The sequence below is a fragment of the Halopseudomonas pachastrellae genome (assembly GCF_900114765.1).
Taxonomy (GTDB): Bacteria; Pseudomonadota; Gammaproteobacteria; order Pseudomonadales; family Pseudomonadaceae; genus Halopseudomonas; species Halopseudomonas pachastrellae.
Genome location: NZ_FOUD01000003.1, coordinates 167517 through 193262 on the forward strand (window position 1 = coordinate 167517; position 25746 = coordinate 193262).

Genomic DNA, 25746 nt, shown 5'->3' on the forward strand with positions numbered 1-25746 from the left:
CGGCCAGTGCCGCCGCGCTCAGGCCCGTTCTTCGTCGCGCAGGGTGAGCACCTCATAACCATCGGCGGTCACCGCAATGGTGTGCTCCCACTGGGCTGACAGCTGTTTGTCGCAGGTCACTACCGTCCAGCCGTCCTTCTTGGTTTTAACCCGCGCTTTACCCTGATTGATCATTGGCTCAATGGTGAAGGTCATCCCCTCACGCAGCACCAAGCCCTTGCCCCGGCTGCCAACGTGCATGACCTCCGGCGCCTCATGCATTTCGCGGCCAATGCCGTGGCCGCAGTAGTCGCGCACCACGCTGTAGCCGTTGCGCTCGGCGTGACGCTGGATGGCGTAGCCGACATCGCCCAGAGTCGCGCCCGGCTTGACCACCTTGATGCCCTCCCACATGGCCTCGTAGGTCTTGTCGACAAGTTTGCGCGCCTCCGGCGTTACCTCGCCAATCAGGTACATCTTGCTCGAATCAGCGATGAAGCCGCCCTTTTCCAGGGTGATGTCGATATTGACGATGTCCCCGGCCTTGAGAATCTGCGTCTCGGAGGGCACCCCGTGGCAGACCACATGGTTGACCGAGCTGTTGAGCACATACTTGAAGCCGTACTGCCCCTTGCTGGCCGGGCGCGCTGCCAACTGATCGACAATGTAGCGCTCGGTCAGGTCGTTGATCTGCATGGTCGAGAGGCCGGCCTTGACGTGCTGGTCAAGGTAGGCAAACACCTGCGCCAGCAGCTTGCCGGACTGGCGCATGAGGGCCAGCTCCTGCGGGTTCTTCAGTTTGATCTCAGACATGGGCCACCCGCCTTGTATCTATCTCGGCAAGCCTGAGCTGCTCGCGCATGATGTCGGTAAACGACAGGGTCGGGTTGGCTTCGGCGAGCATGCCGACCTTCATCCAGAATTCGGCCTGCGCATTGATCGAGCGCACCATCACGGAACTGGCCTTGCGCACTTCCTCGTGCAGCTCATCGTTGATCTTGACGATGCCCATAACAACACCTTGATATGAAATGTATATAAAGCATATATACACCATTTTGTGCAGGCAACGAGCCGCGCTGCGCCAGCAGAAACAATTGCTCAACAAAAAGCTTTTTTTATCTGCGCGGACATCCGCAACGGGCGCTCAACCAGCTGCGCGGTCGCAAGCAACTGGTCGCCACCGATGATGGCTTTATCAACGACATGGCCGATGAGTCCGCGCAGGCCGAAGAGCTGGCCGACGCACGCTCCTCTGCCTGTCAGCTGCGCGACTGCCTGCGGTTGCTGGAACGGCCGCGCCGCCATCCGATATTGCTCGCGTTCTACCGGGGCCTGACCCATGACCAGATCGCCGCGCGCCTGAGCGCGCCGCTGGGCACCATCAAGGGCCGAATTCGCGCCGGATTGCGCGCACTACAGGAGTGTCTGCGGCCATGATTCTGCAAGCTCCCGAGCAACGCCGGGCTCTGATCGGCGAATACGTGCTGGGTCTGCTCGACGAGGCGGAAGCCTGAACGGCGCCGCCATGGACATCGTCAGCGATGGCAGCGGCAACAACACCGCCTACGTGCTTCCCTTGCACACTGTTGATCTGGCTACCGGCAGACCGACTACGCTGGGCGAGGTCACCGGTCTGGCAGACGGGATTGTCGATATCGCTGTGCTCGGCAGCATGTAAGCCCGGCTGGAGGGAGCCGCCCCGCGCGCTGGCGCGGGTTTTTTTGTATCTGGGTAAGGGGGCTGTCGCTCAACCGCGTGGCCGGCTTCGCCTCAAGCACCTGCTATGCGACCGGTGAGCCGATTAGACGCGTTATTCGGCTCATATGGTGAGCCGAATAGCTGCTATATTTGGCTCATAAAATCGTGAGGGCGGTTAATGAGTGGTGTGGAATGGATATGGCAGCGGCCGGAATGGCCGGCGTTTACCTGGCAGGCGGATGCCTTGGCCGCGCCGTTGCGGGCCTGCGTGCAGGCCCAGGGCACACTGCTGGGGATGGCCGGCGCGGTAGACAGGGCTGACGAGCTGCATGGTCAGCTGGATACCCTGTTGCAGAACATTATTACGTCCTCGGCCATCGAGGGCGAAACGCTCAACGTGGCCTCGGTGCGTTCTTCGCTCGCCCGCCGTTTGGGGCTGGAGCCGGACAGCAAGCCCAGTCCACGTAGTGAGGGGGCTGCCGAGTTGCTGCTGGATGCTACCCGCAATATTGACCGGCCCTTGACCCTGGAACGCCTGTTCGGCTGGCATCGGCAGCTGTTTCCGGATGAAACCTTGCCGCTTTACAGTGCCATGCACGTCGGCGAGTTGCGCGGCGATGAGCCAATGCAGGTAGTCTCCGGCCGGCTGGATCGGCCCCGGGTGCATTTTGAAGCGCCACCGCGCGCATGCCTGGAGGCGCAATTGGAGCGGTTTCTTCAGTGGTTTGCCGATAGCCGTGCAGACGCCGGGCTGGACCCGCTGCTGCGCGCCGGCGTTGCTCATTTCTGGTTCGTCACCCTGCATCCCTTTGATGATGGCAATGGCCGCCTGACACGCGCCATAACCGATCTCGCATTGGCACAGGCCGATGGTCAGGCCATCCGCTTGTATGCCATGTCGGCCAGTATTCTCGATGATCGTTCGGGGTACTACCGGGTGCTCGAGGCCAGCCAGAAAGGCGGTCTCGACATCACCGAGTGGCTGCAGTGGTTTCTCGCCACCTTGCTGGACAGCCTGCAACAGGCAATCGCCCGCATTGAGCGGTTGTTGGCCAAGGCGCGGTTCTGGCAACGGCACCGTGATGTCGTGTTTTCGCCTGAGCAGACCAAGGTGCTTAACCGTTTGCTTGACGGCGGTGAGCGAGGTTTTGCCGACGGCATCAGTGCCAGCCAGTATCAGGCGGTTGCCAAGGTGTCCAAGGCCACCGCTACCCGCCATCTGGCCGATTTGCTGGAAAAGGGCTGCATTGAAAAGCTGCCGGGCGGTGGGCGCAGCACCCGGTACCGGGTTAGCGCCGTCCCGTAGGGCGGAGTAAGCGCAGCATCTCCGCGGCTTTTGTGCGCACGGGCACGGCTTATCTATGGCCGTGGACTCTGTGCATGAATGGTGGAGACGCCGTTGGCTTTCTCCACCCTACCGCGCCGCGTCGGGCGTCACAGCACCGCCTTGCCCAGCAACAACACCCCCGTCACCACCAGCAGGCTGTACACCACTTGCCGAAAGCGCTGCTCGTTCAGGCGGTGATGGAGGATTTCGCCGAGCACTACGCCGATCACCAGCAGCGGCAGGTAGCTGGCGATGCGTGGCAGGTTGGGCAGCAGGCTGCCGTCGAGCAGAAACAGCACGGTCATGCTGCTGTTGAGGGTGAACCAGACGCTGATCAGGGTGGCGCGCAGCTGGCTCTTGTCCAGTCGGGTACCGGCCAGGGCGTAGACCAGCAGCGGGCCGCCGGAGGCGAACAGGCCGTGGGTCAGGCCGGCGCCGAGGGTCAGGCTGCGGCTCAGCCAGCTCGGGTGCGGCGGGCTGATATGGCCACGGAACATGCGTAGCAGCTCACGACCGGCAAACCACAGCACCAGCACACCGAACAGCGCCTTGAGCAGCTGGCCGCTGAGCCACGGCCGCAGGCCGTAACCCAGCAGCATGCCGATCAGCATCAGCGGCAGGATCAGTTTCAGCAGGGTCGGCCAGTGGATGTGCTGACGGTTTCGCCAGGCCAGATAGCCGCTCATGCAGATATTGAGTGGCACCAGCACCGGCAGCATGGCCGGAATGGGCAGCAGCAAGGCGCCGAGCGACAGCGCGATGACGATACTGCCGAAGCCGGTGATCGCTTCGATGGTGTAAGCCAGCAGGATAAACAGCCCCAGCCAGAGCCAGGGATTGAGCAGCAGGGTGTCGAGGGACATGGTGTCTTCTTTTTGTCGCGGGTGTGTAAGGAATCCGGAGAGCGTGCGTGCCCTAACGCGTTGGCGCTGAGCCGGATTCTGCGTCCCGCCGGTGGGTGATCAGCCCAGCTCACCAGCAAAGCGCTTGCGCACCTGACGCAGATACAGCGTCGGGGCAAAGTGCCAGAGCAGGCTGCCAAAGCGGGACACTGGCTCGGGCAGTAGCCAACGTTGCTGCTTTGCCAGTGCCTGGTCAACCAGCCCGACCATCCATTCCGGGGTGCGCATGCCGCCGACCATGGAGCGCGCGTGGCTGGCGGGCTTGCCGTCTTTGCCTAGCGCATTGTGTTCTATAGGCGTGTCGAGAAAGCTCGGGTAGACCATCAGCACGTGGATGTTGTCGCGCTCCAGCTCCAGCCGCAGCACCTCAAAGAACTGGGTCAGCGCGCCCTTGGCCGCGCAATAGGCGGCGCGACCCGGTACTGGCATCCAGCCTGCCATCGAGCCGATGCAGAGAATCTCGCCCTGGCTGGCGCGCAGCAGCGGCAGCGCCGCCATGGTCAGCTCGACCGGGCCTTGCCAGTCCACCGCCATGACCCTGCGGAATACCGCAGGGTCCGTTTGATGCGCCGGTGAGCGGTGGGTGATGCCCGCGTTGTTGACCAGCCGATCAAGGCGACCGAAGTGGTCGCTGGAGGCCTTGATCAGCCGCTGGATATCGCCGGCGTTGGTAATGTCTGCGGTGATCGCCAGCACCCGTTTGGGCGCATTCAACTCCTGCTCGCGCTGCTTGAGCAGCACCTCGTTAACATCAGCCATAACCAGGCTGTGGCCGGCGTCGAACCAGCTCTTGGCCATTGCCCAGCCAAGGCCGGAGGCGGCGCCGGTGATCAAAATAACCTTCATTTGAGCGTCCTGTGGGTTGTTCATTTTTGTGCCTGTAGGGGGAAGGCCTGAAGCTGGAAGCTTGAAGCAGCCCGAGCCGTCTAATCGCTTGGAGTCTGGCTCAGCTTCGGGTTGGCAATAAAAGCTCGATCAGCGCTCGCACTACTTCCAGCTTCCAGCTTCCAGCTTCAAACTTCCGGCCTTCAGCCCTCACGCCTCTGCAAAAAACTCAAAGGTTTCGGCCGACGTCTTTTGCAACTGATAGCCAAACTCCTCTGAGCGTCCAGTGGGTTGTTCACTTTTGGGGGTTGAGGGCCGGAGGCTAGAAGCTGGAGGCTGGAAGCTTGAAGCAGTCCGAGTGGTTTTAAAGGTTCTGCTTCCAGCTCAGCTTCAAACTGGCAAGAAAATCCCAAGTAGCGCTCGGACTACTTCAAGCTTCCAGCTTCAAACTTCCGGCCTTCAGCTTTCAGCCTTCAGCCTTCTAGCTTCTACAAAAAACTCAAACGTCTCCGCCGACGTCTTCTGCAACTGATACCCAAACTCCTCCTTCAGCCGCCGGTTGCTCAGCACCGGGCGGTAGCGCAGGAAGTTGATTTGCTCCGGGCCGGTCGGGCGGCCTAGCCATTTGGCGACCTGCAGCGCGCTTTTCAGAATCCACGGCGAGAGGGTCAGCAGCGGTTTGTTCAGGCGGCGGGCGATGTCTTGAATGCTCAGGGCGCCGTCGCCGGCCATGTTGAAGATGCCCTGGCGGTCGTCACGGATGCCCATCTCCATCGCGGCCAGCACGTCCTGATCCCAGATGAACACGAACGGCGAGTCGCTGCCTTTGATCGCCAGCACGCGCCTGGCTTCGAACAGATTGGTGATCTGGTTGCGGGTCTCGTTTCCGAGCACGGTGCCGGGGCGGAAGATCAGCTGCGTCAGCGCTGGATGTTCACGTCGGTAGCGCGCCAGCAGCTCCTCGATCTGGCGCTTGTGATCGGAGTAGGCGAATTCGCGGTTGCCACGGATGGCGTCCTGCTCGTCGATCCAGCTCGGGTTATCGGCGTAGTAACCGTAGGCAGCGCCGGAGCTGGTCACGGTCAGGTGCTGCACGCCCGCTTCGACACAGGCCTTGAGTACGTTGCGGGTGCCGTTGACGTCGATGTCGAAGTCGCGTTCGCGGTCCTTCGACGCCTGCAGAATGGACGCCAGATGCACCACGTGGGTGATCTGTTCGCGCTTGAGCAGGTCGACCAAACCTGCGTCGCGGATGTCCATGACCTGCACTGGAAAGTCCAGATCATCGCGGCCACGGATGTCGGTACCGATAACGAAGAAGTCCTTGGCCAGGCGGTTGCCCAGCTGGTGACCGATATAACCGGCAGCGCCGGTGATCAGAATGCGTTTGCTCATGGTTACAGGCTCTGCTGGGCGCCGCGGCGGGCGGCGTTTTGTTGTTCTTGTTTTTCTATCTGTTCGGCGCGGCGGCTCTGACGGGCCCAGATTTGCGACAGGGTCAGCCCCGATACCAGGTGCCAGACACCCCAGAACGCGGTGATCAGCATCATGCCGCCCGCCTCTGGGAAGAAGGTGAAGAGGATCACCAGCCCCAGACCGGAGTTCTGAATGCCCACTTCCATGGTCACCGCGCGGCGGTCGGCCAGCGGCAGACGCAGCAGTCTGGCCATGCCGTAGCCCAAACTCAGCGCCAGCAGGTTGTGGGCCACCACCAGCCAGAAGAAGCTGTGGAAGCGCTCGATAAACAGATCAAAGTTGTTGGTGAAGGCAATCGCGACAAAGCCGAGGAACACCAGCAGCGAGATCACCCGCAGCGGCTTTTCACTGCGGGTCACCAGCTTGGGCCAGCGCTTGCCACTGAGCATGCCGAGCACTAACGGCAGCGCCAGCACCAACAGCACAATGACCAGAATGCCGGCCGGGTCGAGGCTGATCTGGGTGAGGTACTCGCGGGTGTGTGGGTTGAGCCAGCCGTAGAAGGCAAAGTTGATTGGCGTCAGCACCGTGGCCGCGAGGCTGGAAACCGCTGTCATGCTGACTGAAACGGCGACGTTGCCGCGGCCCAGCCAGGTCATGACGTTGGAAAAACTGCCACCCGGGCAGGAGGCGACCAGGATCATGCCCAGTGCCAGCTCGGGGTCGATGTTCAGCAGCCAGGTGAACAGGCAGGTGGCCGCTGGCAGCAACAGAAACTGCGCCAACAGGCCGGCCACCGGTGCCACCGGCGTCTTGATGACACGCTTGAAGTCATCCAGCGTCAGGCTCAGCGACACGCCGAACATCATGCAGGCCATGATCAGGTTGAGCATGATCAGGCTTGCCGGGTCGAATTGAATCGGCAGCGCGCCGCTCATGTTGCCGGTACCGCTTGCGGTGCGGCCTGCTCAAGGCCGGCTTCCAGCTCGGCGATGTGCTGGTGCAGCGCTTCCAGATAGGCATCCTTGTTGACGTAGTAGGCCATGCGGGCGAGCTTGATGTAGTCGTAGCCGCCGTCCAGATTGGTGGTCGCCTGCTGTCGTTTGGTGGCGGCAAAACTGGCGGCCTGCGCACTGCCCTGGCGGTGCTGATGGATATACAGCGCGGTCAGACGCGCCTGCAGGTTACGACCTTCCCAGCCGAGCCCTGCAGCCTCGATCATGCCCATCATGAACAGGTTGTTGTATTCGGGGTGGAACACGTTCAGGTACAGCTGCGGTGCATCCAGTGCGGCTGGCCAGTTCAGGTGCTCGCGTTCAATGAACGGGTAGTCCAGCTGATACCCGGTGGCCAGCAGGATCAGGTCGTACTCGGCGCTTTGACCGTCGACAAAGTCGACCCGGTTGCCGTCCATGCTCTGGATGTCGCGGCGCGCGTGAATGTCGCCATGCCCCAGGTGATGCAGCACCAGCGAGTTCACCACCGGGTGCGACTCGTACATGCGGTAGTTCGGATCGGGCAGGCCGTAGTCGGACGGCTTGCCCATGATGAAACGGATCAGCGCCGCATCCACCTTCTGTTTCAGCGCGCGCGGCAGCTTGAATTTGCGGGCGGCGCCGAGGGTGTCGGTCGGTTTGCCTTTGATGAACTTGGGCAGGAAGTAATAGCCACGGCGCAGGCTCATGTCGACCGACTTGGCGTGGTGTACTGCGTCGACCGCGATGTCGGCACCGGAGTTGCCACAGCCGACGATCAGTACGCGCTTGCCCTTGAATACCTCGGGGCTGCGGTACTCGGACGAATGCATGATCTGGCCATCAAAACGGCCCGGCAGGTCTGGCCGGTTGGGGGTGTGCAAGGTGCCATTGGCGATCAGCAGCCCTTCAAAGCGGCGGCTCTGCTGCTGACCGTCGCGTTCGGTAACGATGGTCCACTGCTCGCCCTCGCGCGCCACACTGAGCACCCGAGTGTTGAATTCGTAGTGGCGGCGCAGATCGAAGTGCTTGGCGTAGGCCTGAAAGTAACGGCGCATTTCGCTGTGATGCGGGTACAGCGCCACGCTGTCGTCCATCGGGAATTCGGCGAACTCGGTCATGCGCTTGGAGGAGATCAGGTGCGCGCTGTCGTACATGGTGCTGTGAGGGTTGTCGATGTCCCACAACCCGCCAACGTCGCTGTGCAGCTCAAGGCCGATAAAGGGAATGTCCAGCTTCTGCAGGTTGCGAGCAGTGGCCAGACCCATAGGGCCGGCGCCGATGACAGCGTACATGGGGATACCTCAACTTGTTCTTGTCGTTGTTATGAACCCTGCTCACCGTGCGTTACACGGCGACGGCGGCAAGGTTATGATCACGAGTCTAGCCAAACGCCCCCCCGCGGTATCGGACAAAACGGGACAGGAATCCGGCAATTCAAGCCATGTCGAGCGTCGATCACAGCGTCACTCCCCTCTATGCCCAAGCGTTGCTGCAATCCGCGCAGCGCCTCGGCATTGCCCTGCCCGCCGAGCTGTTAGCCCGACTGCAGGGCAACGAGCGGATTCCGCTGGCACTGCAGGATGAGCTGTGGGACAGCTATTGCCGCCTCAGCGGTGACCCGCTGGCGGGCCTGCGTCTGGGGCTTGAGGTCCAGGTGGGCCACCTGGACAGCGCCGGCATGTTGCTGGTGACCTGCGACACCCTGGGCGAGGCGCTGGCAGAGCAGGTGGAATACGCGCCGGTGATTGGCGGCGGCGGCGGCTTTGAGCTGCTGCACGAGGGGGACCAGGTGGCGCTGGACTACCGCCCGCAGCTCAACGTGCGACAGGCCGAGCGGGTGGAAGCAGTGCTCTCAGGCCAGCTCAATCTGACCCGTTGGGCCACCGGTGGCCAATTCCGCGCCAGCGGTATCTGGCTGGCGCACGCACCGCTGGCGGCACTCGCCGAGTATCAAGCGCTGATCGATTGCCCGCTGCACTTCGAAGCAGGCTTCAACCGCATCACCTTCTCTGCAGACCAGCTCGACTTGCCGCAGATTCAGGCCAACAGCGCGCTGCGTGATCACCTGCGGCAACTGGCCGATCAGACCCTGGCCAGCCTTGGCCAACATAGCCTGGCCGCCGAGGTGCAGGCGCAGGTGCGCAGCCAACCGCGCTGGGGCAAGGAACGCATCGCCGAGCAGCTGGGCCTGAGCGGCCGGCACCTGAACCGCAAGCTGGCCGAAGAAGGCCTGTCGTTCAAGACCCTGCGCGAGTCGGTACTGCAGGAGATGGCCTGCCAGGCGTTGCAGCAGGGCCGCCTGAGCGTGGCGCAGATCGCCGAGCAGCTCGGCTTTTCCGACGAGAACGCCTTTGTCCGTGCGTTTCGCCGTTGGCAGGGCGAGACGCCTGCTCGGTATCGGGCATCCCGCCACGGGGTGTGAGTTCAGGGCTCCTTGCCGACCGCGTTGAAGCTCAGGCAGGTGTAGTCGAGAAAGCGTTCTATCAAGGTCATCGCCTGCGGAGTCAGGCTGACCAGCCGTATGCGGCGGTCGGTGGCGCAGGGCGCCTCGTTGAGCATGCCGTGCTCGATAGCGTGCTGCACATACTTCACTGCGGTCCGGCGGCTGATATTGGGCATCAGCGGGTACAGCTCTGTTTTGGGTTGTGGCGGTTGGTCGCGGATCAGCCAGAGATGGGTAAACAGGTCGCAGTAGTTCAGGTCGCTGGTACCTGAGGCCGCGAAGGTCTGTGCCCAGAAGGCGTCCATGTCCAGAATCGCGCGGCTGGCCAAGGCGCGCTGGATATTGCTGTATTTCCTGCTCATCCGTTTGTTTCGCTCTGCTCATCATGGGGCGTCTGATGCCCGTTTGCACCAGTTAAGCGCATGCGGGCACAGGGCTCCGATTCGATTTACATGTCGAGGAGCATGTAAATCAGCAACATATGCAACTTTGCACATATATGGCATGGCACTTGCTTTGTTCTGCTCAGCTAATGATACGAGCGGAGAAGCAGCATGCAATGCGATTTGTTCAAGACACTCTGGGGCCATCAGGGATCGTTCGAGAGTGCAGCCCTGTTGGCCAGCGCAGCAGGTTTCAGTGGCATCGAGGCACCTGCGCCCGAGCATGATGACCAGCGTACCGAGCTGGCACAAGTGCTGCGGCATCATGGCTTGAGCTACATCGCAGAGATCTGCACCGCCGGCAGCTATGTGCCGGACCGCCACGCTACCCCGGATGAGCACTTGCAGTCGTTGGAGCAGAAGATCCAGCGCAGCCTGCCGCTGGAGCCGGTGTTCTTCAATGTCATGGGCGGCTGCGATGCCTGGCCGCTGGATGTGCAGATCGACTTCTTTGGACGGGCACAGTCCCTGGCGGACCGGCTGGGCGTGCTCTGTTCCTTCGAGACCCATCGTGGCCGCTCTTTCTTCAACCCCTGGGTAACCCGTGATGTCCTGCGCGCCCTGCCCGAGCTGCGCATTACCTGCGACTTCAGCCACTGGGTGGTGGTTTGCGAGCGGCTGATGGACAGCGAGTGGGAAACCATCCTCGAAGTGGCCGAGCGCGCCCATCACATCCATGCCCGTGTGGGGTATGACCAGGGTCCGCAGGTACCGCACCCTGCTGCGCCGGAGTACGCCGAGGCGCTGGCCTCGCATGAACGTTGCTGGCAGGCAATCTGGGCCTCGCAAGCGCGGCGTGGCTTCCAGCGCACCACCATGACCCCCGAATTTGGCCCAGATGGCTACCTGCATACCCTGCCCTTCACGCACCAGCCGGTGGCGGATCTGTGGCAGGTCAACAGCTGGATCGGCAAGCGCCAGCAAGACCAATTTTTGCGCTGGCTCGATGCTCAGCGCGCTGCTGCTGCAATCGAGGAGTGAACTGATGTCTGCTGCAAAAAGCATCTGGCGTGACGAGCAGGGCACGCTGCCCAACGTGCTGGCCATCGCGTATATCCTGCTGACTTATCTGGGCGGCTGGTACGCCATGTGGATGGCCACCTGGTGGAGCTGGCCCCTTGGTGTGTTGGCGGCTGCCCATGGCATGACCATCGCGGCCTATTTGCTGCACGACTGCGGGCACAACGCGATCTTCCGCAAGGTCGAGCACAACACCCGACTGGGGCGCTGGTTGAACGTGATCGCCGGTGCCAACTACGGCACCTACGAAGACGTGCGTTACAAGCATATGCGCCATCATGTTGATAATTGCGAGCCGCTGAGCTTTGACTATCGGGCCTGGCTGCTTGCTCGCCCGCGTCTGCACAAGCTGGTGCGTGCCCTGGAGTGGGCCTACATTCCGGCGGTAGAGCTGTTGATGCACGGCATGCTGATCGCCGCGCCCTTCTACATGCAGAGCAAGCGTGATCAACGTGGCCGGGTCATCCGCGTGACGCTCGTGCGCGTCGCGCTGTTTGCTCTGGTGGCGTACCTGGCGCCACTGGCCGCGCTTGGCTATGTGCTTGCCTACTTGCTGTTCCTTACCTTTCTGCGCTTCATGGATTCATTCCAGCACAACTACGAAATCGTCTACACGCTGGATGAGTCCGGTCAGCCGGCGCCCTACAAGGGCAATCGTGAGTACGAAGAGGCCAACACCTACAGCAACCTGATCTCCCAGCGCTGGCCCTGGCTCAATCTGCTGGCGCTGAATTTTTCCTACCACAACGCGCATCACACCCGGCCAACCGTGGCCTGGCATCGGCTGCCGGCCTATCACAAGGAACTCTACGGTGAGGATTGCCCGCAGCTATTGAGCTTCTGGGGGCAGGTGAAGTGCTTTCACCGCCACCGCGTCGAGCGGGTGCTGGCTGAGGAGTACGGCACTGCTGATGTCCGCGAGACGGTGCGTAACGGCGAGGCTGTAGGCGTTAACGGTTTGTCATTCCTGACGGCGTTCTGAGAGGTGCTCATGGGGCAATGGCTGATACGCGTTGGCGACCTGTTCGAGTTCAAGCAGCCGGTTGCGCCGAGCACGAAGGTGGTACTCGGGATTGCGGCCTGGTGTCTGCTGCTGCTTGGCTGGCATTGGGCTGCAACCTGGGGCGGCGAGGTGAGCCCGCTGTTCCCGGGGCCTTTGCAGGTGCTGGGGGCCTTGAGAGAGCTGTTCTTTGAGCGCGGCTTTGCCAGCGACGTGTGGAGCAGTCTGACGCGGATTGGCATCAGCTTTGCGCTGGCGGCGCTGATCGCTATTCCGCTGGGGGTGCTGATGGGGAGCTTTGCCTCGGTATCGGCGTTCTTCAATCCGCTGGTGTCTGCATTCCGCTATCTGCCGGCACCTGCGTTCATCCCGCTGCTGTTGATGTGGCTGGGCACCGGTGATGAACAGAAGATCGCCCTGCTGATGCTGGGGGTTATCTGGTTTTTGATCACGCTGGTCAGCGATGTCACCAGCCAGGTGCCGCAAGACTTTATCGAGACCTCGAAAACCCTCGGCGGCTCCAAGCGCATTGTGCTGTGGACAGTGGTCGTGCGTTCGGCCTTGCCGGGCATTGTTGATACCTGCCGGCAAATGATGGCAGTGAGCTGGACCTATCTGGTGATCGCCGAGATCGTTGCCGCGACCGATGGCATCGGGGCCATGATGATGCGCGCCCGGCGCTTTGTGCACGTGGACGAAATCATGGCCGGCATCGTGGTGATTGGCGTGCTTGGCCTGCTCTGCGATCTGGCGTTTCGGGCGTTGCACTGGTGGTGGTTTCCCTACCTGCGGCGGCGCGGTAATTAGGACCTGACGAGTGTGAGACCGGCAGGCCTGTTGGCGTTGCCGGAAGCGGTTAACCATGGGGAGAGACAACATGCAGTTGAGCAACTGGAGCAAAGCGTTCAAGGGGTGTGTGCTGGGCGCCGCGCTGATGGGGGCCGCCGGCGTCGTGCAGGCAGTCGAGAAGGTTAACGTGTCGCTGTTCTCCTGGCCGGGCTATGCCTTCTGGTATATCGCCAAGGAGAAGAATCTGGTGCCGGATCTGGACCTGCAGATCAGCATCATTGAAGACCCGTACGAGAGCTTTGCACTGATGAGTGCAGGGCAGCTGGATGTGACTTCCAGCACCGTCGAGTACGGCCCTATCGCGGTCGACAAGGATGTGCCGGTTCGGCTGGTGACCTATACCAATCCGTCCTATGGCACCGACAAGATTATTCTCGCGCCGTCGATTTCATCGCCAAGCGAGTTGAAGGGCAAGAAGGTCGCCGTGCTGGAAGGCGGGCTGACGCAGATCTTCATGGGTATCTGGCTTGAGGAGAAAGGAGTCGGAATTGATGAGGTTGAGTTCGTCAACGTGATCATGGACGAGGCCGCAGGGGCCATGCTGGGCGGCACCGTCAGCGCGGCCGAGTTCTGGGAACCCTTCGGCAGTCAGGTACTGAAGAACATGCCCGGCTCCCGCGTCATGGCCACCTCCAGCGAAGACAAGTGGATCAGTACCGCGCTGCTGGGCGACGGCATGTACATGAGCGAGGCCTTCCTCGAACAGCGCCCGGAAGCGGCGGCGATGGCGATGGATGCTTACTTCAAAGCCGTGGAGTGGTGGAAGGCCAATCCGGAAGAAGGCAACCAGATCATTGCTGATGCCATTCAGTTCCCGGTCGATGACGTTGAAATGGTCATCGGCGCCGACGGTGAGATTCTCAAGGGCGGGATCATGGTGTTTGATCGTGAGCAGGCCGGCCGCTTTATGGGGGTCGTCGAGGGTGAACTGCCGCTGGGCATGAAAAATGGCCAGATCGTCGAGCACTGGAACACTACCAACAGCTGGTGGCAGAAGTTCGGTCAGGTGGATGCGCTGCATGACTGGAGCACGGGCGTAAACCTGGAGCCGCTGCGCACGGTATTGCAGGCTGAGCAGCCATGAACGCGGCAGTCGAGGCGGTTCCGCTCACGGTCGGGCAGGCGCTGCGAGTCAGCGAGCTGAGCAAGTCTTTTCGTGACCGCGGACGCGAGGTGCTGGCGGTAGATCGGGTGAGCTTTGATGTTGCAGCTCATCAGGTCTGCATCCTGCTGGGGCCGTCCGGCTGCGGCAAGTCCACCGTGCTGCGCATGATGGCCGGGTTGGAGCGCCCCAGCAGTGGCGAGATCACACTGGCCGGTGAACCGGTGCGCGGGCCGCACCGGGATCGCGGCATGATCTTTCAGGGGTACACCTCGTTCCCCTGGTTGACCGTGCGCGAGAACGTCGCCTACGGCCTGAAGATCAATGGCGATACGCTGGCGCTGCGTGAGGGCACGGTCGATTACTTTATCGACCGGGTCGGCCTGCGGCGCTTCGCTGATGCCTACCCGCACGAGCTGTCCGGTGGCATGCGCCAGCGCGTGGCGCTGGCCCGTGCGCTGGCCAATGCGCCCAAGGTGCTGCTGATGGACGAGCCCTTTGGTGCGCTGGACGCCGAAACCCGCTGGCAGATGCAGGAGCTGCTGCTGGATGTGGTGCGCAAGGAGCGCATGACGGTCGTCATGGTCACCCACGATGTAGAGGAAGGACTGCTGCTGGGTGATCGCATCGTGTTCATGTCACGCCATCCTGGGCGCGTGCGCAGCCTGTTGCAGCCGCCCTTCAAGGCCGATGGCAGCATCTCGACTCGCGAGGCCCTGCGCTCGCACCCGCAGTACGCGCAGATGGAGCAGCAGATTCTGGGCATGATGCGTGATGAGGGCAGTCACTAGGACGCATGCAGTAGCATGTGCGATCCGCTGTCGTTGGCAGCCGGGCCGCAGCCCGGCTTGCCTTTAATTTTTGCTGGCGTATGGTGGGGCAGTCTTTGTGATTCTGCTGGAGCCGTGCGCGTGCCCTTCGTTGTCAGCACCCATGCTGTCGCCTTCCTGATCTGAGCCGGGGCGGTTCGTCCGTACCCGGCCTGCGTGTCTATCCCCTTTTCTGTTGTTGGAGATGTCGAGATGGTATTTGCCATGGTCGGGGCAGGTGCGCGCCTGCGTGGTGCGGCGGGCAGCTGGATGATTGGGCCGCACGAGTTGGCCAGTGTGATCGGTAAGCTGGAGTTGCTGGCGCGCGCCGGCAGCGATGATCGGGCGCGGCTCGGGAGTGAGCTGGAGTTGCTGGATTTGCAGAGCCAGGAGCTGCTGCGCCTGCGGCTGGTGGATCGCCGCAGGCTTAGCTGCGAGGTGTCGATCTTCTCGCCGCTGGGCGCACGCCTGCTGGCCGCGCGCCCGGGTGAGGTAGTCAGCCCGCGTTGTGTGGGGCGGGGGTATCGGTTGCTGGTGGTGGCCGTGTTGTCTCAGTAACCGGCCTGAATCACCTCGACACCCTTGTTCAGCACCTCGCGCCAGGCGCGTGCGGTCTCTGCGTTGGCCTGCTTGTCGTGCTGCTCCACGGTGCGAATCAGCGCGTCGATCCAGTGGGTGTAGAGGTGCGGCTGGATGTCGAGCTTGTCACGCGAGTGCGACCTGGCCAATGCCTGCAGTTTGGTGGGTGGCAGGCCACGGGAGAACAGCACCAGATTAAGGATGCCCTGGCGCAGCAGCAGCTTCTGCGCGGGCATGTCGGTGTTGGTGAACTTGGCACGCACCTCGGGCGAACTTTGCAGGAAGCGCTGGTAAAAGTCGTCGAAAAACGTGGCAGAGGCGCAGCAGCGGCCGTAGCTCTGCATGACGATGTCGGGGGCGTTCATGGCGGGTCCTCAGGTGCGGCAGGGTGACGCGGGGCGCAGAGTGTAGCAGGTTCTGCAACACCGCTCGCTGCTGGCAATGTGCCCTTTTGCCGCTCTAGGACGCGGGTTGTAGTCCGACCGCTCTAACCCGCGCCCTGACGCACTCGTCAATACGCCTAAAGTTGAAAGCGCTCCATCTAGTCGGCTACCAGTTCGACAAAGCCTGGCCGTCGCCGCAGAGCCTGCGGACGGGCGACGGTCAGGGGGAGATGGGGGGCTGCGTTGTGGGCGGCTCAGGGCGAGGCGCCGGCAGCCCCTTGAATCAGTCTTTCCAGAAGTCTTCGTGGACGCGGATGGACTCTTCTTCCAGCAGCGGGCCAACGACGTCGACCTTGCGCTGGCCAGCCTCGAATACCGTGCGGCATGGCAGATCCAGCGTCGGGTTTTCCGGGTGGTTGCCGGTCATGTCTTTAAGGCGCTTTTCGCTGGCGCCGTAGACCACGCGACCCACGCCGGCCCAGTACACCGCGCCGGAGCACATGGCGCAGGGTTCGGCGCTGGTGTACATGGTGCAGCCGGCCAGTACGTCCTGGCTGTAGGTGGTGTTGGCGCGGGTCATCAGTACCCGCTCGGCATGGCCGGTCATGTCGTGATCGGGCAGAAAGGCGTTCAGTTGTTCCATCAGCACGGTACCGTCGGCGTCGACCAGAATGGCCGCGAACGGGTGGATGCCTTGCTTGCCGGCTTCTTCAGCCAGCCGGAAGCTTTCACGCAGAAAGTGGATATCGCGTTCGGTATGACTCACAAAAGTGTCCTTGCTTACAGCTTGAGGTCCGGCGGCGCGCAGGCCGCCGGTAAGGGGTTACTTCTTCTTCGGCAGACTCCAGGCGAAGAAGATCTGTTGGGTCCATTGCACCGACTTGAACAGCAGCAGGCTGACAATGGCGAGGAAGAACAGTCCGGCAAAGGCCTGCGGAATCTTGAAGAACGAGGTCGAGAACTGGATGAAGTAGCCCAGCCCTTCTTCTGCCGCGACGAACTCCGCCACCACCGCACCGATGATCGCCAGGGTAATTGCCACCTTGAGGCCGCTGAAAATGTGCGGGATCGCGTAGGGAATGCGGATCTGCCAGGTTTCCCGGCGGGTCGGCGCATCCAGCGAGCGGCTCAGCTCGATCAACTCGGCCGGCGTCTCGTTGATCCCTGTTGCGGTCGAGACCACCAGCGGGAAGAAGGTCAGCAGGCAGGTGATCAGCACCCGTGACGGATCGTCCGAGCCCATCATCACGATGATCAGCGGCGCAACGGCAACCACCGGAGTGGATTGCACGACTACCAGCATCGGGTACAGGGTGCGTGAGAGAAACTCCGAGCGCATCATCGCAATGGCCAGCGGAATGCTGATCACGATCGACAGCGCAAAGCCCATCAGCGCCACCCGCAGGGTAGCCCACAGGTGCATCATCCAGCGGCTGAACTCGACGTCGAAGAACGCCTTGCCGATCTCGCTCGGCGCCGGCAGCACGTAGGTCGGCAGCTCAAACACGCGGCAGACCAGCTCCCAGAGTACGATCAGGCCGATAAAGAACAGCCACGGCGACAGGTTCAACAGCAGCGCGCGACGCGCTGCGGCGTCAGTGGGCTTCTGGCTCATAGATATGCTTCCTTATGCGGTCAGTCAGCTCACTGAAACGGGCATGCTTGATGGTGTCCGAGCTACGCGGGCGGGGCAGATCGACTTCGATCAGGTCCAGCACGCTGCCCGGGCGTTTGCTCATCACCAGTACGCGGTCGGCGAGCAGCACTGCCTCGGAGATCGAGTGGGTGATAAACAGCACGGTTTTTGGATTTTCATCCCAGATTTTCAGCAGATCGAAGCCGATCTGCTCACGGGTCATGGCATCCAGTGCCGAGAACGGCTCGTCCATCAGCAGAATATCGGGGTTGAGCAGCAGCGCACGGACAATACCGACCCGTTGCTGCATACCGCCGGACAGTTCATCCGGCATCTTCTCGGCAAAGGCTTCCAGCCCTGCCATGGCCAGCAGTTCATCGGCGCGCTTTTCATCGGCGGCGCCATAGCGGCCAAATTTATGCTTGAGCGGAAACAGCACATTCTTGCGAACGGTCAGCCACGGCAGCAGGGTCGGCTTTTGAAACACGATGCCAACGTCGTCACGGGGGCCGTTTACCTGCTTACCGAATACGCTGACCTCGCCGTCGCTTGGAATCAGCAGGCCCGAGACCATCCGCAGCAAGGTGGACTTGCCGCAGCCGGAGGGGCCGACCACCGCCACAAACTCGTGGCGATGGATGTCGAGGTCGATGCCTTGCACCGCCATCGGACTGCCGGGCGTGGGATCGTAACGATGCCCAACGCCGGTCATCCGCACGAAAGCGCGTTCGCTAGTGTGCTCCATGGGTTACTCCGCTACCGGCATGAAGTCGCGATTGACAATGGTTTCCGGGTCCAGGGAGTCCACGCTCAGTTCATTGGCGCGGGCAACCCAGTCCCAGGTGGTGGCGATACGCTCGGGTGTCATGGCGCCCAGACCGTCCGCTTCGCTGATCTCGTTGAAGGTCAGCGGCATGGAGTCGCCGATCTGCGCGGTGGCAACCGCAGCGTCCACTTCCGGCACCATGGTGTGCAGGTCGGCAGCAGCCAGTTCCGGATGCTCGTGGGTGAAGCGAACCGACCTGTCAAAGGCGCGCATAAAGCGCTTGGCCACATCCGGGCGCTCGGTCAGGAACCTGTCGGCAGCGACCACGGCAGAGCTGTACAGCGACAGGCCGGCGTCGGACCAGCGGATCACGTTGATGTCTTTGCCAGCGGCCGCAGCCTGCTGCTTGAACAGCGCGATGTTGGTGACCCAGGCGATGATGGCGTCGGTGTTGCCGGTGACCAGCATCGGGCCCAGCGCGCCCGGATCAGACTTGGTCAGGCTGACGGCGTCGCCCGGCATGTCGTTGGCTTCCAGCACCAGTGGCAGGAAAGCGTTGGAGGAGGTGAACGGTGAGGTCGCGACTTTTTTGCCGGCGATGTCGCTGAAGCTCTCGATGCCGGAGTCAGACAGCGAGAAGAAGGCGTGCGGGCCCTGGTTGAAGATCATGTAAACGGCGCTGACCGGCACGGTGTCCTGCGCGCGGGCGGCCATCAGGGCGCCGATGTCGGCACTGCCGATGTCAGCCTGACCGGTGGCGATCTTGGTGATGGCGTCGGTGGAGCCACGGCCGCTGGCCACGGTGACTTCCAGCCCTTCGTCGGCGAAGAAGCCCTGCTGGATACCGGCATAGACCGGGGCCTTGTCGCCACCCGGCAGCCAGTCCAGCTGATAGGTAACTTTGTCGGCTGCTGCAGCAAACCCGCTGGCGGACATGGCGATGACCATCGCCAATACGCCGGACGCTTTCTTCAACATAGGTAACTCTCCAGTGTGATGTGCTTGGCTTTTTTATCCTGACCAGTTGGGCAGGTTTTGTTTATCTTGAGCAAATTGCGGGCCAGCTTTTGAAAATCCTGGAGATCGACCGAAAGCCCCGTGTTTTCAGGGTCTTGGAGAGGTGGTCAGCCTGCCGCGAGTAACGCGCTGGAATACCTGACCAGCGCGCCGCTCGCTTTTGGTGCAGCGTGAACCAGAGTCGTGCGTTGTCTCAGCTGGCCGGCGTGGCCTTGGCTGCGGTGCTGCGGTTGCGCAGGGCCTGGCGTCGGTCTGCCAGCCCCACCACCAGAATGCCCAGCGCGATCAGGGCAAAGCCGGCGAGGTCGCTCGGCGTTGGCACTTCACCCAGAAACCAGGCGGCCGACAGCATGCCGACCGCCGGTACCGACGCTGAACTGAGCGACAGGCTGACCGCCGGCAACGAGCGGATCGCCGCCACTTGCGCCGCCACGCAGATACCGGATGCGATCGCACCGCTGAACACCAGCATCCAGACAAAGCTCGGCTCCCAGTCGATCTGGCTCGGGCTCTCCAGCAGCAGCGCCAGTGGCAGCAGCGCCAGCACCGAGGTCAGCAGCTGCCAGGGAATCAGCGACAGCACATCGCCCTGCCAGTGATGCCGGCGCACGTGGATCAGTCCGGCGGTCCAGAGGATGGTGCCGAGCATGATCAGCCCACCGCCGATAAACACGTCGTGATTGGACCAGTCGATGCTCAGCGGGTTGAACACGGTCAGCAGCCCGGCCAAGCCCAAACCCACGCCCATGGCGCGCGGCAGGGTAAAGCGTTCACCGAGAAACAGCGCCGCCGCCGGTACCACCCAGATGGGCGTGGTGTAGGCCAGAATCGCCGCGCGCCCCGCGGGCAGGTACTGCACGCCCAGGGTGACCAGGGTGATAAAGGCCATGTTCTGCAGCACACCGACCGACAGCAGTATCGGCAGATCGCCGCGCCGTGGCAGCCGCAGCACTCCGAGCAGGCCGGCGATGATAAACATCGCCAGCGTGCCCAGTGCCATGCGCATGCAGGTAAACAGCATCGGCGGGCTGAAGGCCAACCCGAGTTTGAGCACCGGAAAGTTCAGCCCCCAGCCCAGCGCGTTGAAGCACAGCAGCAGATAACCCAGGCCAAAGGCGTAGCTGTGACCGCCGGCGGTTCCGGCGGTCGCGTTTTGGGCCACCTCAGTGCTCCACTTCGAGGGCGCTTTCGTGCCAGTTGCGCAGGGCGCGGTCAGACAGCCAGACCATCAGCGCGAACAGCGCGATACCGGTCAGGGTGATCAGCAGCAGTGCGGCGAACATGCGCGGAATCTGCAGGTTATAGCCCGACTGCAGAATCATGTACGCCAGCCCGGCCTTGGCACCGCCGGTGCCGGCGACAAACTCGGCCACCACCGCACCGATCAGCGCCAGGCCCGAGCTGATGCGCAGACCACCGAAGAAGTAAGGCAGCGCGCCCGGAATACGCAGGCGTACCAGCTCTTGCCAGCGGCTGGTGCGGTACATGCGAAACATGCTGAGCAGGTTCGGATCAACGCTGCGCAGGCCCAGCGTGGTGTTGGAGATGATCGGGAAAATGGCGATGATCACCGCGCAAACGGTCAGCGCCCAGGTGGTGTCATCCACCCAAATGATGATCAGCGGCGCGATGGCGACCACCGGCGTTACCTGCATCAGTACCGCGTACGGAAACAGGCTCATCTCGATCCACTTGCTCTGCACAAACAGCAAGGATGCCGCGACACCCAGCACCACCGCGATAAGAAAGGCCAGAAAGGTGACCTTGAGGGTGATGTAGAGCGCGCCCAGCAGCGGCTGCCAACCGTCGATCAGCGCTTTGAAGATCTCGATCGGCCCCGGCAGGATGTATTTGGGCATCTCCAGCGCCTGTACGGCGATTTCCCAAATGAGCAGAAACAGCACGCCCACGGCCAGCGGTGCGGCAACTTTTACGAAGCTTTCGTTCTGGATCAGTGGCGCGCTCATGCCTTGACCTCCTGTGGCTGGCCCATGGCACTGGCGCGTTCCAGCGCCTGCGAGACCTGACGGCAGTAGCCGGCAAACTCGGTCGAGACACGGAAGTCGGCGTTGCGCGGGAAGGGTTGATCAATGCTGATGTCGTCGACGATGCGGCCCGGGCGGGCGGCCATGACCACCACGCGGCTGGACAGGTAAACCGCCTCGTAGACGCTGTGGGTAACGAACACGATGGTCCAGCCGTTCTTCTGCCACAGCTTGAGCACGTCGTCGTTGAGTTTGTTGCGGGTCATCTCGTCCAGTGCGCCGAAGGGTTCGTCCATCAGCAACAGATTTGGCTCGGTGACCATGGCGCGGGCAATCGAGGCACGCATCTGCATGCCGCCGGACAGCTCACGCGGAAAGGCGTTGTCGAAGCCCTTGAGGCCGACCATCTCCAGCGCGTCATCAATCTTGCGCTCGGTCTCTGCCCCGCTCTGGTGTTCCAGGTCGAGCGGCAGACGTACGTTCTTGCGCACCCGTGCCCACGGCATCAGGGTCGCGTTCTGAAATACGAAGGCCAGCTTGCGGCCCTTGTCGCCGACCACGTCGTAACCCTGTTCCCAGAACTTGACGGTGCCGGTGGTCACGTCACCCAGGCCGGCCATGATGCGCAGCAGGGTGCTCTTGCCGCAGCCAGATGGCCCCAGCAAGCTGACGAATTCGCCCTGGCGGATGGTCAGATCGGCGCCCTTGAGCGCCACGGTGCCGTTGGCGTAAATCTTGTTGACGCCTTCGACCTGCAGCACCGGACGCGGATTGCCGTTGCTGTCAGTGTGCGCCTGCTCGGCAGCGCGGGTGTCGACCGGATTGGCCTTGAGCGGCGTCACTTTGGAGCTTGTCATTGGGGTCTCCCGTGAGCGGCCCGGTGCGGGCCGCCAGCTGGTAGGTGAATCAGGGCAGAACGGGTTCGGTGGGCAGATACTCGAGGCTGTAGACATCCTTGATATCCAGGCTGGCATCGACCAGACCGGCCTCCAGCATGAACTTGTGGATCTTCGCCCAGCGTGCGTCGGTCATGACGCCGATACCGCGGGTGGCCGCGTCGCCACCGGTGACCAGACCGTATTCCTGCATCTTGGCGATGCCGTAGGCGATCTGCTCGTCGCTCATTTCCGGGTTGGCTTCTTTGATCAGCGCGTTACCCGGCGCCGGATCCTTGAAGTAGCTGGCCCAGCCTTCCATGCTCGCCTGCACGAAGCGGCGTACCAGATCGGGGTTTTTCTCGATCAAGCCGTCGGTGGTTTCGATGGTGGTGGCGTAAGCCGGGTAGCCGTAGTCAGCCAGCAGGAAGACAGACGGCTGCACGCCGGCCTTTTCCATCGCGAAGGGTTCGGACGACAGGTAGCCCTGTTGCACGATGTTCTTGTCTGCCAGGAAGGGCGCCACACTGAAGGTGTAGGGGCGGATCATGTCATCGGTGTAGCCGTACTTGGCTTTCAGCCAGGGCCAGAAGGTGGTGTTGGCGAAGGCGGCGATGTACACCGGCAGGCCTTCTTCCTTGATCTGCTCTAGCGAGGTGATGTGCGGGTGCGCAATCAGCGCCTGCGGGTCGCCCTGAAAGGCGGCGGCCATGGTTGTGACCGGCATGCCCTGCTCTACTGCCTTGACTGCACCGACGGCGTAGCCCATGGAAAAGTCGCGCTTGCCGGACACCAGCAGTTGCATGCCGTTGACCTGTGGACCGCCCATCTCGATGGACACATCCAGACCGTATTTCTCATACAGGCCGGTGGCCTTGGCCTGATAGAACCCACCGTGTTCGGCCTGGGCATACCAGTTGGTACCGAATACGACTTCGTCCAGCTCGGCCGCCATCAGGGATGTGGACAAACCGCTGGCAAGCACCGCGCCGGCCATGCCGAGCAGTGCAGACGACTTCAGATTCTTGCGGGGGTGGCGCATGTGTTGCTCCTTGCTTGCAGTAGATAGCTGACCAGTTATTCAACATTTCTCCTGCAGCAAGCGCCGTGCCATGTGCCGTAAGTGCCGTTATTTCCATTTCCTGAACAGTTGGTCAGTAAAAACGTGCACCGGATTGCGTCGCAGTGTCGGCGCTCTGCACTGCAACGGCTCAATTTTCGCGAGTCAGTGGCTGCCCGCAGCCAGGTCCACCGAGGCCGGTTCCGGGGTGATCTGCCCGGCCAGACGCGCAACCCGTGCACCGAGGGCGCGGGCAATCGCCTGCTCACCGTCATCTACGCCCAGGGTGCCGTTGAAGCCGGTGACCGCCGAGGCGCCGTAGGGCGAACCACCGCTGCGGGTGTGCACCAGCGCCGGTACGCTGTGCGGCACACCCGCGAGGATCATGCCGTGCTGCAGGAACGGCAGCAGCAGGTTGAGCAGCGTCATCTCGTTGCCCGAGTGCATGCCGCCGGTGGAGGTGAACGCCGCGCCCACCTTGCCGATCAGCGCGCCCTGGCGCCACAGCGGTGCGACCTCGTCGATAAAGGCACGCAGCGGCGTGCTCATCAGCCCGTAGCGGGTCGGCGAGCCCCAGATGATGCCGGTCGCCCACTCCAGATCGGCCATGCTGGCCTGCGGCAGATCACGGTATTCGGCCTGGGCGGCAATAAAATCGGCGCGTTCGGTATCGACGCTGAACTCCGGTTCCGACAGCGCCACCCGGCGCAAACGCACCTCGGCGCCCTCGCTGACGGCGCCTTCGGCGATGGCTTTGGCCAGTGTCAGGGTGGTGCCGTAGCGTGAATCGACGACGACGGTAATGCGTGATGCGGACATAACAGCGTGCTCCTCAAGGGCAACGGATCAAAGACATGCGCCTTGGCATGCAATATGAATACCTGACCAGATGGACAAGTTGATATTTCCCGTCTCAGGAGAAAAACATGACACAGCAGTATGGGGCACAGGCAGCCAACCTGCCGGTGATCGACATCAGCCCGATGGCTGGCGGCAGTGAGCAGAGCAAGGCCGCGATGGCCGACACCCTGCGCGAGGCCTGCGAGCACAGCGGTTTCTTCTACGTCAGCGGCCACGGCATCGACAGCGCGCTGATCGAACAGGTGTTCAATGCATCAAAGCAGTTCTTCGACCTGCCGATGGCCGACAAGCTGCTGGTCGACAAGGCCCAGTCCAAGGCCAATCGGGGCTACGAGCCGCTGCGCGGGCAAACGCTGGAAGCCGGCGCGCCCCCGGATCTGAAAGAAGGTTTTTACATTGGCGAAGAAGTGGCCGCCGATGACGAGCGCGCGCTCACGCGCTTCAACACCGGGCCAAACCAGTGGCCGCACAGCGTCGCAGACTTTCGCCCGGCGATGGAGCAGTACTACGCCGCAATGGAGGCGCTGAGCGCGCGCATCATGGCGGCGCTGGCGTTGTCGCTGGGCCTGCCGGAGGACTTTTTCGCCGACTTCTGCGAGCACCCGCTGTGCACCCTGCGCCTGCTGCACTACCCGCCCCAGCCCGGTAACCCGGAGCCGGGCGAAAAGGGCTGCGGCGCGCACACCGATTTTGGCGGCATCACCGTGCTGCTGCTCGACGACAAGCCCGGCCTGCAGGTCTGGGACGCCGCCGGCGAGCGCTGGATCGACGCCAACCCGATCCCTGGTACTTTCGTGGTCAACCTGGGCGACATGATTGCCCGCTGGACCAACGACCGCTATCGCTCGACCCTGCACCGTGTGGTCAACACCTCCGGCGCAGAGCGCTACTCGGTGCCCTTCTTCTACAGCGGCAACCCCGATCACGAAGTCCGCTGTCTGCCGGTCTGCCTGCAACCCGGTGATGCGCCGCGTTACCCGGTCACTACGGTTGAAGCCCATTTGCAGGAGATGTACCGGAGGACCTATGCCTGAGCAGCAAAAGCCCACCTTTGTGCTGATCCACGGCGCCTGGGCGGGCAGCTGGGTGTGGGATGCGCTCAAGCCTGAACTTGAAGCCGCAGGCCATGCCGTGCTGACGCTCGACATGCCCGGCAACCCGCAGCATCCGGCGGTAGAGGAAGACATCAGCATGGCAGGCTGCATGGCGCATATCGCCGCCGCCTGCGCCGAGATTGAAGGCCCGCTGTTGCTGGTCGGTCATTCCGGCGGCGGCGTGATCGCCACCCAGGCAGCCGAAATGCTCGCTGAACGGGTCGTTGGCGTGGCCTATCTGGCGGGCATGATGCTGCCTTCCGGCTTGGGCTTTGCCGAGCTGAGCAACGCGCTGCTTGCGACCAACCCGGAAGCAGCAGGCATCTGGCCGCATCTGGTCTGGGCCGACGACCGGCAATCCTCCAGCGTGCCACCTGAGGCGGTGTGTGAGGTGTTCCTGCAGGACCTGCCGCGAGACCAAGCCATGGCCGCCGCACAGCGTTTTTGCAGCCAGCCCGAAGGTACCCGTGCACTGGTTGCCAACTGGACCGCCGAGCGCTTTGGCCGCCTGCCGCGATTGTATGTAGAAGCCACAGAAGACCGCTCCGTGGTGCTCGCCGCGCAGCGCAAAATGCAGGCGCTGGTGCCGGGCGCGCAGGTCGTCAGCCTGCCCTGCGGGCATGTACCGCAAGTGGTGCAGATTGCCGCCGTTGCTGAAGCCTTGTTGGCGTTTGCCAGTTGAGGGAAGCAGGGAGCC

30 protein-coding genes are annotated in these 25746 nt (G+C 62.5%); 12 read left to right on the top strand and 18 right to left on the bottom strand.

Going from position 1 to position 25746, the window contains the following annotated elements; all coding sequences use genetic code 11:
• Nucleotides 1-18: 18 nt before the first annotated feature.
• Nucleotides 19-792 carry a type I methionyl aminopeptidase gene (map, locus tag BM116_RS03535; protein WP_083728051.1) on the bottom strand — a complete coding sequence of 258 codons (774 nt, stop codon included), beginning with the start codon at nt 790-792 and terminating at the stop codon, nt 19-21.
• A complete protein-coding gene (locus BM116_RS03540) occupies nt 785-991 on the bottom strand; it encodes a ParD-like family protein (protein ID WP_083728050.1) in 207 nt (68 codons plus the stop codon). The genes map and BM116_RS03540 overlap by 8 nt, the downstream gene beginning before the upstream one ends.
• A gap of 194 nt (nt 992-1185) precedes the next feature.
• Here BM116_RS03540 and BM116_RS03545 point away from each other — a divergent pair, with 194 nt between their 5' ends.
• The 3 genes from BM116_RS03545 to BM116_RS03550 all read left to right on the top strand — a co-directional run bounded on the left by BM116_RS03545 (nt 1186) and on the right by BM116_RS03550 (nt 2986).
• Nucleotides 1186-1419, top strand: coding sequence for a sigma factor-like helix-turn-helix DNA-binding protein (locus BM116_RS03545; protein ID WP_083728049.1), 234 nt, complete (start codon nt 1186-1188; stop codon nt 1417-1419).
• Between the two features lie 88 nt (nt 1420-1507).
• Nucleotides 1508-1660, top strand: coding sequence for a DUF4394 domain-containing protein (locus tag BM116_RS18645; RefSeq protein WP_235846683.1), 153 nt, complete (start codon nt 1508-1510; stop codon nt 1658-1660).
• 198 nt (nt 1661-1858) lie between these two features.
• Nucleotides 1859-2986, top strand: a complete 1128-nt coding sequence (locus BM116_RS03550) for a Fic family protein (RefSeq protein ID WP_083728048.1) — start codon at nt 1859-1861, stop codon at nt 2984-2986.
• A 128-nt stretch (nt 2987-3114) separates the two neighbouring features.
• On the opposite strand, the gene BM116_RS03555 is transcribed toward BM116_RS03550, so the two are convergent.
• From BM116_RS03555 to BM116_RS03575, 5 genes are all read right to left on the bottom strand, one after another.
• On the bottom strand, nt 3115-3870 hold the full coding sequence (locus BM116_RS03555; protein WP_083728047.1) for a sulfite exporter TauE/SafE family protein: 756 nt from the start codon (nt 3868-3870) through the stop codon (nt 3115-3117).
• Nucleotides 3871-3969: 99 nt separating this feature from the next.
• The gene (locus BM116_RS03560; RefSeq protein ID WP_083728046.1) at nt 3970-4755 is read right to left on the bottom strand and encodes an SDR family oxidoreductase; all 786 of its coding nucleotides are present in this window, start codon (nt 4753-4755) and stop codon (nt 3970-3972) included.
• Between the two features lie 438 nt (nt 4756-5193).
• Nucleotides 5194-6129, bottom strand: a complete 936-nt coding sequence (locus tag BM116_RS03565; RefSeq protein WP_083728045.1) for an SDR family oxidoreductase — start codon at nt 6127-6129, stop codon at nt 5194-5196.
• 2 nt (nt 6130-6131) lie between these two features.
• Nucleotides 6132-7088 carry a bile acid:sodium symporter family protein gene (locus BM116_RS03570; protein WP_083728044.1) on the bottom strand — a complete coding sequence of 319 codons (957 nt, stop codon included), beginning with the start codon at nt 7086-7088 and terminating at the stop codon, nt 6132-6134.
• On the bottom strand, nt 7085-8419 hold the full coding sequence (locus BM116_RS03575; protein WP_083728043.1) for a flavin-containing monooxygenase: 1335 nt from the start codon (nt 8417-8419) through the stop codon (nt 7085-7087). The genes BM116_RS03570 and BM116_RS03575 overlap by 4 nt, the downstream gene beginning before the upstream one ends.
• Before the next feature lie 149 nt (nt 8420-8568).
• Here BM116_RS03575 and BM116_RS03580 point away from each other — a divergent pair, with 149 nt between their 5' ends.
• The gene (locus tag BM116_RS03580; protein ID WP_083728042.1) at nt 8569-9549 is read left to right on the top strand and encodes an AraC family transcriptional regulator; all 981 of its coding nucleotides are present in this window, start codon (nt 8569-8571) and stop codon (nt 9547-9549) included.
• A 2-nt stretch (nt 9550-9551) separates the two neighbouring features.
• On the opposite strand, the gene BM116_RS03585 is transcribed toward BM116_RS03580, so the two are convergent.
• Complete coding sequence (locus BM116_RS03585; protein ID WP_090474990.1) at nt 9552-9932, bottom strand: helix-turn-helix domain-containing protein; 381 nt, start codon at nt 9930-9932, stop codon at nt 9552-9554.
• Nucleotides 9933-10124: 192 nt separating this feature from the next.
• Here BM116_RS03585 and BM116_RS03590 point away from each other — a divergent pair, with 192 nt between their 5' ends.
• From BM116_RS03590 to BM116_RS03615, 6 genes are all read left to right on the top strand, one after another.
• On the top strand, nt 10125-10994 hold the full coding sequence (locus tag BM116_RS03590; RefSeq protein WP_083728041.1) for a sugar phosphate isomerase/epimerase family protein: 870 nt from the start codon (nt 10125-10127) through the stop codon (nt 10992-10994).
• Nucleotides 10995-10998: 4 nt separating this feature from the next.
• Nucleotides 10999-12015, top strand: a complete 1017-nt coding sequence (locus tag BM116_RS03595; RefSeq protein WP_083728065.1) for a fatty acid desaturase family protein — start codon at nt 10999-11001, stop codon at nt 12013-12015.
• 9 nt (nt 12016-12024) lie between these two features.
• A complete protein-coding gene (locus BM116_RS03600; RefSeq protein WP_083728040.1) occupies nt 12025-12840 on the top strand; it encodes an ABC transporter permease in 816 nt (271 codons plus the stop codon).
• A 70-nt stretch (nt 12841-12910) separates the two neighbouring features.
• Nucleotides 12911-13966 (top strand): ABC transporter substrate-binding protein, encoded by a 1056-nt coding sequence (locus BM116_RS03605; protein ID WP_211276290.1) that lies wholly within the window; start codon nt 12911-12913, stop codon nt 13964-13966.
• Entirely contained in the window at nt 13963-14775 is an 813-nt protein-coding gene (locus BM116_RS03610) for an ABC transporter ATP-binding protein (RefSeq protein ID WP_083728039.1), read from the top strand. Before BM116_RS03605 ends, BM116_RS03610 begins: the two co-directional genes overlap by 4 nt.
• A 231-nt stretch (nt 14776-15006) precedes the next feature.
• Entirely contained in the window at nt 15007-15351 is a 345-nt protein-coding gene (locus BM116_RS03615; RefSeq protein WP_083728038.1) for a hypothetical protein, read from the top strand.
• Here the strand turns inward: BM116_RS03615 and BM116_RS03620 are convergent.
• The 10 genes from BM116_RS03620 to wrbA form a co-directional block, all read right to left on the bottom strand.
• Complete coding sequence (locus BM116_RS03620; protein WP_083728037.1) at nt 15345-15737, bottom strand: globin; 393 nt, start codon at nt 15735-15737, stop codon at nt 15345-15347. The genes BM116_RS03615 and BM116_RS03620 overlap by 7 nt on opposite strands.
• A gap of 301 nt (nt 15738-16038) precedes the next feature.
• Entirely contained in the window at nt 16039-16521 is a 483-nt protein-coding gene (locus BM116_RS03625; protein WP_083728036.1) for a nucleoside deaminase, read from the bottom strand.
• 57 nt (nt 16522-16578) lie between these two features.
• Entirely contained in the window at nt 16579-17370 is a 792-nt protein-coding gene (locus tag BM116_RS03630; RefSeq protein ID WP_083728035.1) for an ABC transporter permease, read from the bottom strand.
• Nucleotides 17351-18136, bottom strand: coding sequence for an ABC transporter ATP-binding protein (locus BM116_RS03635; RefSeq protein ID WP_083728034.1), 786 nt, complete (start codon nt 18134-18136; stop codon nt 17351-17353). Before BM116_RS03635 ends, BM116_RS03630 begins: the two co-directional genes overlap by 20 nt.
• A gap of 3 nt (nt 18137-18139) precedes the next feature.
• Entirely contained in the window at nt 18140-19135 is a 996-nt protein-coding gene (locus BM116_RS03640; protein ID WP_083728033.1) for an ABC transporter substrate-binding protein, read from the bottom strand.
• 232 nt (nt 19136-19367) lie between these two features.
• Nucleotides 19368-20336 (bottom strand): DMT family transporter, encoded by a 969-nt coding sequence (locus tag BM116_RS03645; protein WP_083728032.1) that lies wholly within the window; start codon nt 20334-20336, stop codon nt 19368-19370.
• 1 nt (nt 20337) lies between these two features.
• The gene (locus BM116_RS03650; RefSeq protein WP_083728031.1) at nt 20338-21141 is read right to left on the bottom strand and encodes an ABC transporter permease; all 804 of its coding nucleotides are present in this window, start codon (nt 21139-21141) and stop codon (nt 20338-20340) included.
• A complete protein-coding gene (locus BM116_RS03655) occupies nt 21138-22016 on the bottom strand; it encodes an ABC transporter ATP-binding protein (protein WP_083728030.1) in 879 nt (292 codons plus the stop codon). Before BM116_RS03655 ends, BM116_RS03650 begins: the two co-directional genes overlap by 4 nt.
• A 49-nt stretch (nt 22017-22065) precedes the next feature.
• Nucleotides 22066-23076 carry an ABC transporter substrate-binding protein gene (locus tag BM116_RS03660; RefSeq protein WP_083728029.1) on the bottom strand — a complete coding sequence of 337 codons (1011 nt, stop codon included), beginning with the start codon at nt 23074-23076 and terminating at the stop codon, nt 22066-22068.
• A 183-nt stretch (nt 23077-23259) separates the two neighbouring features.
• Complete coding sequence (gene wrbA / locus BM116_RS03665; RefSeq protein WP_083728028.1) at nt 23260-23913, bottom strand: NAD(P)H:quinone oxidoreductase; 654 nt, start codon at nt 23911-23913, stop codon at nt 23260-23262.
• Nucleotides 23914-24020: 107 nt separating this feature from the next.
• Between wrbA and BM116_RS03670 the strand changes: the two genes are divergently transcribed.
• Together BM116_RS03670 and BM116_RS03675 are read left to right on the top strand one after the other, a co-directional pair.
• A complete protein-coding gene (locus BM116_RS03670) occupies nt 24021-24989 on the top strand; it encodes an isopenicillin N synthase family dioxygenase (protein WP_083728027.1) in 969 nt (322 codons plus the stop codon).
• Nucleotides 24982-25731, top strand: coding sequence for an alpha/beta fold hydrolase (locus tag BM116_RS03675; protein ID WP_083728026.1), 750 nt, complete (start codon nt 24982-24984; stop codon nt 25729-25731). The genes BM116_RS03670 and BM116_RS03675 overlap by 8 nt, the downstream gene beginning before the upstream one ends.
• Nucleotides 25732-25746: the final 15 nt, after the last annotated feature.